The sequence below is a fragment of the Variovorax sp. 679 genome (genome assembly GCF_003952185.1).
Lineage (GTDB): Bacteria > Pseudomonadota > Gammaproteobacteria > Burkholderiales > Burkholderiaceae_C > Variovorax.
The window spans coordinates 252,687-265,205 of the sequence record NZ_RXFS01000002.1 but is presented as its reverse complement, the minus strand read 5'-3'; the positions used below and the strand labels follow the sequence as shown (position 1 = coordinate 265,205).

Here is a 12,519-nt window from a genome sequence, read left to right as displayed (position 1 = left end):
CCGCATGATCTACGGCATTGGCACCGACATCTGCGACCTGCGTCGTATCGCCGCGACCTTCGAGCGCCAGGGCGAGCGCTTTGCCCGCAAGGTGCTGAGCGACGCCGAATTCAAGGTCTGGCAGGCTCGCAGCGCACGCTGGCCCAAGCGCGGCCTGAGCTACCTGGCAACCCGCTTTTCCGCCAAGGAGGCCTTTAGCAAGGCCATCGGGCTGGGCATGCGCATGCCCATGAGCTGGCGCCTGTGCGAGATTGCCAACCTGCGCAGCGGCAAGCCCGTCATCGTGCTGCACGGCGGCCTGAAGGACTGGTTCGAGGCGCAGGGCCTCACTGCCCACGTCACCGTGACCGACGAAACCGAATACGCCGCGAGCTTCGTGGTGGTGGAGAAGATATGACCGCCGGGCTTGCCGATCGCCCTGAACACTCCCATGCGCCGCTGATCATCGATGTCGCGGGTACGGAACTCGGCGATGCCGACCGCCGGCGCCTTGCCAACCCGCTCGTCGGCGGCGTGATCCACTTCGCCCGCAATTGGCGGGATCGCGCGCAGATGACCGCGCTCAACGCCGAAATCAAGGCGATCCGGCCAGACCTGCTGATCTGCGTCGACCACGAGGGTGGGCGCGTGCAGCGCTTTCGCACCGATGGTTTCACCCACCTGCCGTCGATGCGCGAGCTTGGCGAGCTGTGGATGCGCGACGCCATGCGCGCCACCCAGGCTGCGACCGCAGTCGGGCAGGTGCTTGCTGGCGAGCTGCGCGCCTGCGGCGTCGATTTCAGCTTCGCACCGGTGCTCGACCTCGATTACGGCGGCAGCAGCGTGATTGGTAACCGCAGCTTCCATCGCGACCCACGCGTGGTGGCGCTGCTGGCCAAGAGCGTGATGCACGGCATGCTGCAGATGGGCATGCGCAACTGCGGCAAGCACTTTCCGGGGCACGGCTTCGTGCAAGCCGATTCGCACGTCGAGATTCCGGTGGACAAGCGCGGCCTCAAGGTCATCCTGGCCGACGATGCGCGGCCGTACGACTGGCTGTCGGGCTCGCTCGCGGCTGTGATGCCGGCGCACGTGATCTATCCGAAGGTCGACAAGCGGCCGGCGGGTTTTTCTTCGAAATGGCTCGGAGAAATCCTGCGGAAGCGTTTCGCCTTCGATGGCGCTGTGTTCAGCGATGACTTGAGCATGGAGGCGGGGCGCTATATCGACGGTGAGCTGCTCAGTTTTACCGACGCGGCGCTGGCGGCGCTCGAAGCGGGGTGCGACATGGCGTTGTTGTGCAACCAGAGCGTTGGGGGGGGCGCGCCTTTGGATGAAATGCTCGACGGCTTCGCGTTTGCGGCGCGCACGCAACGTTGGCAGCCCGATGCGCGCAGCGAAACGCGGCGGCAGGGGTTGTTGCCAGACGGCCCTGCGCCCTCGTGGGACAGGCTGATGGGTTCCGCAGGCTATCGCGGTGCCAGGCGCCTGCTGGCTCAGACCAGCCTGCTGGAGTAGAGCCATGCCGTTGTGCCTCAGTTTCCTCCAGCGCCGGGATGAAGAAGAGGTTCTGCGCAACCACGCGTACTACTGCAGGCTCTACGGCTACCCCCACCAGTGGGTCGAGAGTGACCGCGTTCTGCACCCGGCGCTTCGCGACAGCGTGAAGTACAGCGAAATCTTGCGCCACCTGCGCAAGTTGGCTGAGGGTGACTGGCTGCTGTTCCTGGATGGCAATTCGGTGGTTTTCCATCCCATTGCGGTCGACGTCCTCATGCGGGAGCGCGACCTGCTTGCGGCCGAAGGCCCGCCGGTGGGCAGCCGGACTGGCTTGGCCATGACCAACATGATGGTCGTGCGCAACACCGCGGCCAATCGAGCCATGCTGCATGCGCTGATCGTCGATTCGGGGTACGTGATCGCCCGGGCTGCCAAGCACATCGACGAGGCCGCGCGCCTGCGGCCTGCCGGGTTGCTTGGCTGCAATGCCATGGAGGCGGGGGTCTACGTCAATGTGTCCTGGCGTATCGCGCAGTGGTATCAGGCGCCGATCTTCGTGGTCAACCTGGGGCCATTGCCGGTCGAGGCGAACGGCGAGTTGAGCGATGACATGCTGCACGACCTGAACCTGCAGCGCATGCTGGTGGACCAGGTCAACGAGGCGCTGATGCAGGGGCGCCCGGTTCTGCAGCAGCCGGCCTACCCGGAGCCGTCGAAAGCGGCGATGGACAGCTACAACCCCGAAGCGCCGATCGCTTTCCTGACGCTCTATACGCCGCATATCCAGACCTATGCTCGCGTGTCCGAGCACAACGTGCGCCGCTATTGCGAACGGCACGGGTATGCCTATCACGTGTACCGCGATATTCCTGAATCCATCGGGCCGAACATCAACGGCTCGTGGATTCGCAGCTGGCTCATCAACCAGCATCTGGCCCACCACGCTTGGGTCATCTGGGTGGACGCGGACGCCATCTTCTACAACCAGGCCAGGCGCATCGAGCCGCTGTTGGAAGGCCGTGACCTTCTGCTCGCCAAGGACATCGGCGGCTGGCAGTTCAACTCCGGCGTCATGGGTTTTCGCAACACGCCCGCCAACGCACGCCTGCTCGATCGCATCTGGGAGCGCATCGGCGGTGTGGCCGACAAGTCAGGCGTCTACAGCAGCCAGGGCGACCAGTACTACACGAACGAGGTGCTGACTGAAGAAGGGCTTGTCGCCGAGCCGCACATTCTGGACAACCTCAGCATCAACACGCCTCCGCATCTGGCAGGCAATGAAACCCTGCTGGTGCACTTCATCAATCTCGGCGAGCCCTACCGCTCTGCCTACATGGCCGCCATGGATGTCCGCTCGCAGCGGATCCGGTAGCGTCTCCAACGGGAGGAATCGATATGGCGACGATGGGCGTGCTGGTCTACATCGACAACAAGCAGGAAATCATCGACGAGTTTTCATGGCTCTACAAAAGCATGATCTTCTCGAACCTGTTTTCACGCGCGAAGATCATTGCGGTCTGTCACCCGGATGCTGTCGCTGCACTGCCCGAGGACGACCGGATCGTCGTGATCCCGAGCGTGCCCTATGTGGAGCGCAACACCGACTGGATCGGCTACGGCTTCATCAATTCGGTGGCCAACCTGTGCGAGCCAGCCGTGATCGAGGAGTGCAGGAAGTACGACTCCGTGCTGAAGACCGACTGCGATACCTTCGTCACGCCGGCACTCACGAGCTTCACACCCACGGGCCTGTGCTTTGGTTTCGGCGCGTACGCCTATGAAGAGGAGGTGCGTCGCAAGCTCTCGGAGTGCAGTGCACGGTGGGGCTTTCCTCATTCCGGGCTGCACAACGTCGGAGCTTCCGTGCTCGGCCCATCCGAATTCGTCTGCAATTTCGTGGAAGCCCAGCTCGACTATTGCAACAGGCTGCTCGACGAGGAGTTTCGCCACTTTCAGGGGCAGTGGCCGGGCTGGTGCAAGAACGTGGTCACGATGTATGCGGGCGAGCTGGCCCTGCGTCGAACCTACCCGCAGCAATGTTCCCTTGGCCTGCTCGATCACTTGCCCTACGCGAGTCGCGTGATCGGCAGCGATGTACTGCACATCCATGCGTGGCATACCGACCAGTACTGGTCCAAGCACCAGTTCCGCGCCGGCAAGTACGCCGGCATGGCGCTGGGCGACATCGACCGGCGCACCTCAGGGGGCTATTGCCATTGGCTGGCTGTTGCAGGCATCGACGAGGTCGAGGCCGCGGTATCGACCTGACGGCCGCTCGGGCGTGAGGTCTTTCAGCGCCCGATGCGCGCCAGTGTCTCCCGCACGTCGTCCAGCAGCCAGAGGCCCAGGCAGCGATCTGTCTGCGGAAATCTCGGGGAACCCTCCAGCGACGGATAGATGATCGCTTCGGTCACATTGCCTTCGACGATCAGGCGGCGTGGCGGCGGCAGGTTGTACGGGGGCATCTCGAGATTGATGGGCGTCCAGCCGCCTGTCTCGATCTCTCCGTTGCGCGGCAGCGTGCGGTAGGTGAAGGTGGTCGTCAGCAACCATTGGGAGCGGCTGTCGACCAGCGCGTGCAGCGCCCGGAACACATCCGCGTGCGAGAAATGGAAAAGGCAGTCTCGGCACAGTACCAAGTCGACCTCGGGCAACCCGCCCGTGAGCAGATCGAGCTTGCCGAAGCGCCGGCCGGGGCGGCCGAAGCGCTCGTTATTGCGTTGCACGAGCTCGTCGACGATGTCCGCTCCCAAGTAGTCGATGTCTTCGAGATCGACGTGCTGCATCCAGTTGAAATCCCCGCAAGGCAGGTCGAGAAACGTCTGTACGCGCAGTTCGCGAAGGAGTGCCGGCAGTTCGCGAATGATCTGCGCGGTGTTGCTCAACTCCGAACCTGCGCCCGATACGCTCTCCATCGATCCCCAGGTGTTGGCGGCGAAGATATTCGAGAAGACGGCTTCAGCGGGCTGCGTGGACATGGGGCGGTCGATCAAGGGAGACAGACAGGATGGGCGTTCACGGTGCCTTCGGGACCGTCGACCAGAGGGGCTGACCGCCGGTTTCCATGTGGGTCAGGTAGAGCCGCAGATCGAATTCAAGCCGATGGTAGTCCGGCTCCATGTGCATGCACAGTGCGTAAAACGCCTTGTCGTGCTCACGTTCCTTCATATGTGCCAACTCGTGCACAACAATCATCCGCAGCCACGCGAGAGGCACGTCCTTGAACAGGCTGGCCACCCGTATCTCCCGCTTCGCCTTGAGCTTGCCGCCCTGCACGCGCGACACCGTGGTGTGCGTGCCCAGCGCGTTGCGGATCACATGCAGCTTGTTGTCGAACATCACCTTGGACAGCGGTTCGGCCTTGCGCATGAACTCGCTCTTGAGCTCGCTCACGTACTCGTACAGCGCACGGTCGGTCTGCACGTTGTGCACCCCGTCCGGATAGCGCTTGTCGAGCAGCGCGGCGAGCTTGTCCTCGGCGATCAACTGGCGGACCTGGTCCAGCAAGGACGCCGGATAGCCCGCCAGGTATTTCATGCGCGGCGCTCCGTGCGCGCCGCGCAGGCCAGCCCGGTGGCCACGCCGCCAAACAGGTCGCCCTCGACCAGGTTCACGCCCGCGAAGCTCTTGCGCAGAGCGTGCTGGAACGGCCGCAGCGCGGACGAGCCACCGGTAAGGTAGATCGCGTCGAGGTCGCCGCTGCGCAGGCCCGCGCGCTTGACGCAGGCGTGCGCGCAGGCGATCACGTTCTCCAGCGGGGTCGCCAGCTGCTGCGCCATGTCGTCCGGCGTGAGCGAGGCCGCGAGGCCTCGTTCGGCGCAGTCGAGGTCGATGGCAGTCGGCGCGTCGCTCAGCGACACGTCGATCTTGGCCGCTTCCACCGCGCTCGCGATGCGGTGGCCGTGCCGTTCCTCGAGCACGGCCATCAGCCGGTCGTGCAGCCGCGTGTCGCTGTAGCTTGTGCGCAGTTCCTTCGCCTGCCTCACTGCCTTGGCGGCGTAGAGCCAGTTGATCAGGTGCCACGAAGACAGCTCGAAGAACACCTTGCTGGGTACCTCGCGCCCCTGCGGGCCGTGGTGGCGGAAGCCGAATTGCGGCATCACGCGCTCGAGATTCAGCCGCTGGTCGAAGTCGGTACCGCCGATGTGCACGCCGCTGGTGGCCAGCACGTCGTCGCTGCGATCCTCTCGCGCGGCACGCTCGGGGCCGACGCGCACGACGGTGAAGTCGGAGGTGCCGCCGCCGATGTCGACGATGAGCACGATCGACTCCTTGGCAACGCGCTGTTCGTAGTCGAAGGCGGCCGCGATGGGTTCGAGCTGGAACGCAATCTCGCGAAAGCCCGCGGCGCGCGCCGCGACGCGCAGGCTTTCTTCCGCGCGTTCGTCGCGCTTCGGATCGTCGTCCACGAAATGCACCGGGCGCCCGATCACCACGCGCTCGGGCATCTGGCCCAACTCGCGGCTGGCGCGCATGGCCAGTTCGCGCAGGAAGCGCGCGATGATGTCCTCGAAGCTCACGAGGCCGTCGTAGATGGCGGTCTTCTCCTGCATCAGCGCGCTGCCGAGCAGGCTCTTCAGTGAGCGCATCAGCCGGCCCTCGGTGCCCGAGAGGTATTGGCCGATGGCGTCGCGCCCGAAGTGGGTCTTGCGGTCTTCTGCGTTGAAGAAGATCGCTGTGGGCAGGGTGGTGGCTGCGCCTTCGATAGGCAGAAGGCGGGCTTCGCCGTTGATGCGGCAGGCGACGGCGGAGTTGGAGGTGCCGAAGTCGATGCCGATCGTCGGCAACGACGACGGTGCCTTCACGTTCAAGATTCCCTGCGCAGCGCCGGGAACAGGATCACGTCGCGGATGCTCGGCGAATCGGTCAGCAGCATCATCAGCCGGTCGATGCCGATGCCGCAGCCGCCGGTGGGCGGCATGCCGTATTCGAGGGCGCGCACGAAGTCGTGGTCGTAGTACATGGCTTCGTCATCGCCGCTGTCCTTGGCGGCCACCTGCGCGTTGAAGCGCGCGGCCTGGTCCTCGGCGTCGTTCAGCTCGCTGAAGCCGTTGCCGAACTCGCGGCCGGTGATGTACAGCTCGAAGCGCTCGGTGACCTCGGGGCGCTCGTCGTTGGCGCGCGCCAGCGGCGAGATCTCGGTCGGGTGCTCCATGATGAAGGTCGGCTGCCAGAGCTTCTCTTCGACGGTTTCCTCGAAGTACATCACCTGCAGGCTGGCGAGGCTGCGCTGCGAGAGCTTGTCCTTCTCTTCGCTCAGGCCGATCTTGCGCAGGGCGGCGATGAGCCAGGCGCCGTCGTCCACGCCCTGAGCCACGCCTTCCGCGTCGGTGTACTTCAGGATCGCCTCGCGGATCGTCAGGCGTTCGAAGGGCTGCGTCAGGTCGACCGGCTTGCCCTGGTAGGTGAGCTGCTGCGTACCCACGGCCTTGTCGGCGATGGTGCGGATCAGCGTCTCGGTGAAGTCCATCAGGTCGCGGTAGTTCCAGTAGGCCGCGTAGAACTCCATCATCGTGAACTCGGGGTTGTGCCGCACCGAGATGCCCTCGTTGCGGTAGCTCCGGTTGATTTCGAACACGCGCTCGAAGCCGCCGACGATCAGGCGCTTGAGATACAGCTCGGGCGCGATGCGCAGGAACATCTCCTGGTCGAGTGCGTTGTGGTGCGTCTTGAAGGGCTTGGCGTTCGCGCCGCCTGGAATCGGGTGGAGCATGGGCGTCTCGACTTCGAGGAAGTCGTTGGCCACCATGAACTCGCGCAGCGCGCTCACGGCCTTGCTGCGGGCGGTGAAGCGCACGCGCGCCGATTCGTCGGTGATCAGGTCGACATAGCGCTGGCGGTACTTCTGTTCCTGGTCGGCCATGCCGTGGAACTTGTCGGGCAGCGGGCGCAGGCTCTTGGTGAGCAGGCGCAGCTTCGTGACCTTGACCGACAGCTCGCCGGTCTTGGTCTTCATCAGCGTGCCTTCGGCGCCGAGGATGTCGCCCAGGTCCCAGCGCTTGAATTCGGCATACGTTTCTTCGCCGACGGCGTCGCGCGTCACGTAGAGCTGAATGCGGCTGGTGGCGTCCTGCAGGGTGGCAAAGCTGGCCTTGCCCATCACGCGCTTGAGCATCATGCGGCCGGCCACGCTGACTTCGACGGCCTGTGCTTCGAGTGCTTCGGCCTCGGTGGCGTCATGTGCCTCGACGAGCGCCGCCGCGCGGTGGCCCGGCTTGAAGTCGTTGGGGAACGCGACACCCTTGCCCTCGGCCTGCGCCGTGCGCAGCAGCTTGAGCTTTTCGCGGCGTTCCGCGATGAGCTGGTTTTCGTCGACGGGGGGCGGAGGAGGCGGAGGGGTCTTTTGATCGGACATGGGAGGCGGGTAGCGCGCAACCGGGAGCGTGCGCGGGGCTCGCATTTTAGCCGATCGGGCGTTGCGTAAAACCGCCTCTATCGCGCGTCAGATGTGCATAAGTTGCTATTGAAAAGGTAGCAAACTATTCAGGCAAGCTGTAGTTCTATCCGCCGTGCATCCTCGTTCATGACCAATGTCCTGAAGCGATCCGCGTAGCCCATGTAGTGCAGCATGAAGCTGTTCTCGTCGTAGAGGGCCGGATGCGAATTGAAGGAAACGCAGTCCGAAAGCGGCATGGCGGTCGCGCCGCCAGCCTCGTGCCAGGCAGAGATGAAGAAGGTCTGGTCGCCACCCGACGCGTAGACGCCGTTCTTGTCGTGGACCTCGTCGATCATTGCCTGCACCCGCTCGAGGTAGGCAAGGCATTCGGGCGTTTGCGAAAACACCATGAAGCCGCTGTTGAACGCATGGCCGGAGATATCGCGCGCCAGCGCGACCGGACGGCCCCGCAAGATCGAGTCGAGAGGGCGCTCGGGATGGTGAATCAGGATGTCGGCGTCAACCCAGGCGACCTGTTCATGCTCCTTCAAGTGGCGCAGCAGCAATTGCGGCTTGATCCAATTGCCGGCCAGTTGGCCTTGAAGGGCGGCTGGTAGATCCCGATAGATGTGATGCGTGTATCCGTGCCGTGCGGCGTAGCTGGAAAGATTGCGCTCCGAGATCGAGGCATAGCATGCGATGTTCGGCGTATAGCTGGTCAGCAACGCCACCGGACGCCCCGGGTCTTGCACCTCGTAGGCAGGAAGTGCCTGCAAAGGCTGCAGCAGATGATTGTCGAAGAGGGGCGTGCCGCGCTGCAGGGACGCGTTCAGGTGCTCGACGAAAAGACTTGCAAGTCGCCCGTCGTGGACATTGGCGTGAGCCGTGGGGTTCAACGAAAGTACGAAGGTGGAAATGTCGGGCAGATGATGGCCGAAAGGCGCGAACAGCAGGTTCGGGAAATGCCGGCCATCGAGCAAGGCGCCATGAGCCTGAGCAGAGAGGCCCTCCAGTTCGATGTGCGCCCAGCGGTCTACTCCCGTATCGGGCATCGTGCGCAAACGCTCGAGAATACCCTCGATCATCGCGGTGGCAGCAGGGCCGGCGCGCAGCATGAAGAAGTTGCCCTCGGGGCGGTGCGTGTGCGCGTTCTCGGCGATCCAGTGCGTCGCGTCGCCGATCACGTCATGGGCGGCAATCGGCGAATAGATGGCTGCATCGTCATCGGCAAAGATCAGCAACGCGTCTGGCGGCGAATCCGTCACTGCGTGGAATATGACGCTGTACTTGTAGACGAGCAGGGTGCGCGGGCTGTTGTGCGGGCTCCCGATGGCATGCCGAAGGTGTTCGTAGCCCCAGCGCTCGCAATAGATGCGATGGTTGTCGAGCAGCGCCTCGGCATCCGCGCGCAGCATGATCGAGTGAAAGCGGGCGTGCTGCGCGTGCATGCTATTCGGTGATGCCGGTGCGGGCCAGCAGATCGCTGACCAGCTCCAGCCGCATCAGCGGGCTGTCGAGCTCCATCAGGCGCTGCCGCAGTTCGAGTTGCATGGGCACCAACTCGCACCAGCGGTTGGCCACCCAGCCGCAATCGTCGAAGCGGTAGGGCTCGCCGATGGGCAGCCGCATCGTGCCGCCCTGGGCTTGGCGCCGCTCCTCGAGCGTCCCGATCAGGCGCTGCAGCGCAGTAGATGTGTGACGCAGGTCGTCGGGAATCTCGAGCGCGATGTCGTCGTTCACCGCCTCGACTTCGGCGACCCACAGGCCGTGCTTCTGCAGCTCGTGGCTGCGAACCCGAAAGCGTTGCGTGCCTAAGCATTCGATCTGCAGCAGGCCGCTTTGCGGCGACTCGAACTCGCGGATCATGGCCAGCGTGCCGATGGCGGCGAAGCTCTCCGCATCGGCGCCGGCCTTGCGCACTTCGCTGCCGCTGGTGAGGCTCACCACTCCGAAGGGCACATCGGCCTTGCGGCATTTGCCGATCATGTCGAGATAGCGGACCTCGAAGATGCGCAGTGGGAGCAAGCCGCCGGGAAACAAGACTGTCCCGAGCGGGAAAAGAGGAATGTGCACGTTGAGGGCCTTCGGCCATGACGCCGAAGTCATTCGGATTGAAAGATCAGATCGAGGACTGCCGCGTGTCCTGCGCCCAGTATCCCCCGCGCCTCGAAACCCTGGCGTGCGTGATTCAACAGATTCACGATCGACTCCCGGCAGGCGGAGGCACTCTGGCCCCAGCGAGTGTCGATTTCAGACAGCGCGTTGCGGGCCGCGCGATGCAGGGCCACCATATGGGCCAGGGTCTGCGGCATGTCTTCGGCGCTACGGTACAGCGTCAGCAGATACTCGCAGTCTTGTCCCTGGAGGCGCGGGAACAGCAATGGCAGAAAACGCCGGTAGATGCGGTCCTTCGACGCGTACAGCCGGTCGAGGCGCAGGGTACGCGAGGTCATGTTCGGGTGAATGCGGTAGCGCGTCAGCGCCTCGGGCAGGTTGGCGAAGCGCGCGCCGTGCAGCATGCAGTCCATCCAGAAACCCAGGTCGTCGACCACGTACAGGTTCGGGTCGTACCGGAGGGCATGTGCGCGATAGAAGTCCAGTCGCCCAAGGGTGCTCTGGTTGGCCAGGTAATCGAAACCCTCCACCATGCGCGCCTTGATGGTCGCATCGTCCAGCGGCAGGCCTGTGATGCCCGCTTCGTCCTGGAAATGCTCAAGCTGGCTGCCAACGACGGTGATATCGGGGTTCTTCTCGAGGAAGTCGACTTGCCGTGCAAAGCGCTCTGGCATCGCGCAGTCGTCGTGGTCGACGCGTGCCAGGTACTTGCCCTTGGCCATCGCCATGGCGATGTTCATGTTGGTGGGGAGGCCGACGTTGCAGGCGTTGCGGTGCAGGCGGATGCGTGGATCATCGAAGCCACCCAGCCGCTCCCAGGTGCCGTCCGAGCTGGCATCGTCCATGACGAGCAATTCGAAATCGGTGAAGGTTTGTGCCAGCAGCGACTGCAGTGTTTCGATGACCAGTTCGCCGCTGTTGTAGGTGGGCAGAACGACGCTCAGCAAAGGCATGGTGTTCCGTAGGGCAGTGTGGATGATGCCGAGGCGCTTGTGGGCCAGAATCGGGGCAGTCGTGCAACTGCACCTTTTCTCCAACGACATGTTGTACCAGATACCTTCGTTCCTTCTCGACGTGATCGTCGGCCTGCTCGGCGGTGCCTGCCTGCTGAGGCTCTACATGCAGTACCACCGGGTGCCCTTCGGCAACCCGCTCGGGCGCTTCGTGTTCGCCATCACCGACTGGATCGTGCTGCCGCTGCGGCGCATCGTGCCCGCGGTGAAGCGCTGGGACCTGGCGAGCCTGATTGCTGCGTGGCTGCTGGTGATGCTGAAGTTCCTGCTGCTGTGGCTGCTGGTAGGCAACCTGGGGCGCATCGCCACCTTGCCGCTGGTGTCGCTGGTGGGGCTGATGCAACTGGCCATCTCGGGCCTGACCGCGTTGCTGGTGGTCTACGCGGTGCTGTCGTGGATTCCGGGCGCATCGCCGATGCTGCTCGACCTGATCTCCCGCCTGGCCGAACCGCTGGTGCGGCCGTTTCGCCGCTTCATTCCGCTGATTGGCGGGGTCGATCTTTCGCCGCTGGCTGCCATCGTGGTGCTGCAGGTGATCGCGATCGTGCTGGGCAACCTGCTGGTGTTCGCGTATCAGCTGACCTTCTGAGTTTTGAGCCCCAAGCAAAAGGGCCCGGATGCATCGCACCCGGGCCCTTTTGCCTTGATTGCCGTTCGTTCTTCAGCTCACCGCATCGGCCGGCTGGCGCAGCAGCATGGCAAGCGTGCTGGCGATGGTCTTGCGCAGTTCGCGGCGGTCGCTGATGAAGTCGATCGCGCCCTTGGTCTGCAGGAACTCGGCACGCTGGAAGCCTTCGGGCAGCGTCACGCGCACGGTCGATTCGATCACGCGCGGGCCGGCGAAGCCGATCAGCGCCTTGGGCTCGGCGATCACCACGTCGCCCACGAAGGCGAAGCCGGCGGACACGCCGCCCATGGTCGGGTCGGTCAGGACGCTGATGTAGGGCAGGCCCTTCTTTGCCAGGCGCGTGAGCGCTGCGTTCGTCTTGGCCATCTGCATCAGCGAGAGCAGGCCTTCCTGCATGCGCGCACCGCCAGTGGCGGTGAAGCAGATGAACGGCACCTTCTGCTCGATGGCGGTCTCGACACCGCGCACGAAGCGCTCGCCGACCACGCTGCCCATGGAGCCGCCCATGAATTCGAACTCGAAGCACGCCACGACGACGCTGATGCTGTGCACCGAGCCGCCCATGACGACCAGCGCGTCGGTTTCGCCAGTGTTTTCCAGGGCTTCCTTCAGGCGCTCGGGGTACTTGCGGCTGTCCTTGAACTTCAGGGCGTCGACCGGCAGCACTTCCTGGCCGACTTCGTAGCGGCCCTCGGCGTCGAGGAACGCGTCGAGCCGCGCGCGGGCGCCGATGCGGTGGTGGTGGCTGCAGCTGGGGCAGACGTTCTGGTTGTGCTCAAGGTCGGTCTTGTACAGAACGGTCTCGCAGGCGGGGCACTTGATCCACAGGCCCTCGGGCACCTGGCGGCGCTCGGACGGGTCGGTTTGGGCGATCTTGGCGGGTAGCAGTTTTTCAAGCCAGCTCATGG

At 64.2% G+C, this 12,519-nt stretch carries 13 protein-coding genes; 5 read left to right on the top strand and 8 right to left on the bottom strand.

Annotated elements, in window-relative coordinates:
• The first annotated feature begins 4 nt into the window (after positions 1-4).
• From acpS to EJO71_RS05180, 4 genes are read left to right on the top strand one after another with little or no spacing between them, the layout of a single operon-like run.
• A complete protein-coding gene (gene acpS / locus EJO71_RS05195) occupies positions 5-397 on the top strand; it encodes a holo-ACP synthase (protein ID WP_093205005.1) in 393 nt (130 codons plus the stop codon).
• Entirely contained in the window at positions 394-1,497 is a 1,104-nt protein-coding gene (nagZ, locus tag EJO71_RS05190) for a beta-N-acetylhexosaminidase (protein ID WP_125947823.1), read from the top strand. Before acpS ends, nagZ begins: the two co-directional genes overlap by 4 nt.
• 4 nt (positions 1,498-1,501) lie before the next feature.
• Positions 1,502-2,851 carry a galactosyl transferase GMA12/MNN10 family protein gene (locus tag EJO71_RS05185; RefSeq protein ID WP_125947824.1) on the top strand — a complete coding sequence of 450 codons (1,350 nt, stop codon included), beginning with the start codon at positions 1,502-1,504 and terminating at the stop codon, positions 2,849-2,851.
• 23 nt (positions 2,852-2,874) lie between these two features.
• On the top strand, positions 2,875-3,747 hold the full coding sequence (locus EJO71_RS05180; RefSeq protein ID WP_125947825.1) for a hypothetical protein: 873 nt from the start codon (positions 2,875-2,877) through the stop codon (positions 3,745-3,747).
• 23 nt (positions 3,748-3,770) lie between these two features.
• On the opposite strand, the gene EJO71_RS05175 is transcribed toward EJO71_RS05180, so the two are convergent.
• From EJO71_RS05175 to EJO71_RS05145, 7 genes are all read right to left on the bottom strand, one after another.
• Positions 3,771-4,457 (bottom strand): class I SAM-dependent methyltransferase, encoded by a 687-nt coding sequence (locus EJO71_RS05175; RefSeq protein WP_125947826.1) that lies wholly within the window; start codon positions 4,455-4,457, stop codon positions 3,771-3,773.
• A 37-nt stretch (positions 4,458-4,494) separates the two neighbouring features.
• Positions 4,495-5,016: a M48 family metallopeptidase gene (locus EJO71_RS05170; protein ID WP_125947827.1), complete on the bottom strand. Its 522-nt coding sequence runs from the start codon at positions 5,014-5,016 to the stop codon at positions 4,495-4,497.
• The gene (locus EJO71_RS05165; protein WP_240651294.1) at positions 5,013-6,290 is read right to left on the bottom strand and encodes an Hsp70 family protein; all 1,278 of its coding nucleotides are present in this window, start codon (positions 6,288-6,290) and stop codon (positions 5,013-5,015) included. Before EJO71_RS05165 ends, EJO71_RS05170 begins: the two co-directional genes overlap by 4 nt.
• Positions 6,287-7,834: a lysine--tRNA ligase gene (gene lysS / locus EJO71_RS05160; RefSeq protein WP_125947829.1), complete on the bottom strand. Its 1,548-nt coding sequence runs from the start codon at positions 7,832-7,834 to the stop codon at positions 6,287-6,289. The genes EJO71_RS05165 and lysS overlap by 4 nt, the downstream gene beginning before the upstream one ends.
• Before the next feature lie 128 nt (positions 7,835-7,962).
• Positions 7,963-9,303: a hypothetical protein gene (locus EJO71_RS05155; protein WP_125947830.1), complete on the bottom strand. Its 1,341-nt coding sequence runs from the start codon at positions 9,301-9,303 to the stop codon at positions 7,963-7,965.
• 1 nt (position 9,304) lies between these two features.
• The gene (locus EJO71_RS05150) at positions 9,305-9,961 is read right to left on the bottom strand and encodes an LON peptidase substrate-binding domain-containing protein (protein ID WP_125947831.1); all 657 of its coding nucleotides are present in this window, start codon (positions 9,959-9,961) and stop codon (positions 9,305-9,307) included.
• Complete coding sequence (locus EJO71_RS05145) at positions 9,958-10,923, bottom strand: glycosyltransferase (RefSeq protein ID WP_164546766.1); 966 nt, start codon at positions 10,921-10,923, stop codon at positions 9,958-9,960. Before EJO71_RS05145 ends, EJO71_RS05150 begins: the two co-directional genes overlap by 4 nt.
• Before the next feature lie 88 nt (positions 10,924-11,011).
• Here EJO71_RS05145 and EJO71_RS05140 point away from each other — a divergent pair, with 88 nt between their 5' ends.
• Entirely contained in the window at positions 11,012-11,572 is a 561-nt protein-coding gene (locus EJO71_RS05140; RefSeq protein ID WP_093204985.1) for a YggT family protein, read from the top strand.
• Between the two features lie 72 nt (positions 11,573-11,644).
• Here EJO71_RS05140 and accD read toward each other — a convergent pair whose 3' ends face one another.
• Complete coding sequence (gene accD / locus EJO71_RS05135; protein ID WP_012746558.1) at positions 11,645-12,517, bottom strand: acetyl-CoA carboxylase, carboxyltransferase subunit beta; 873 nt, start codon at positions 12,515-12,517, stop codon at positions 11,645-11,647.
• Positions 12,518-12,519 lie beyond the last annotated feature (2 nt).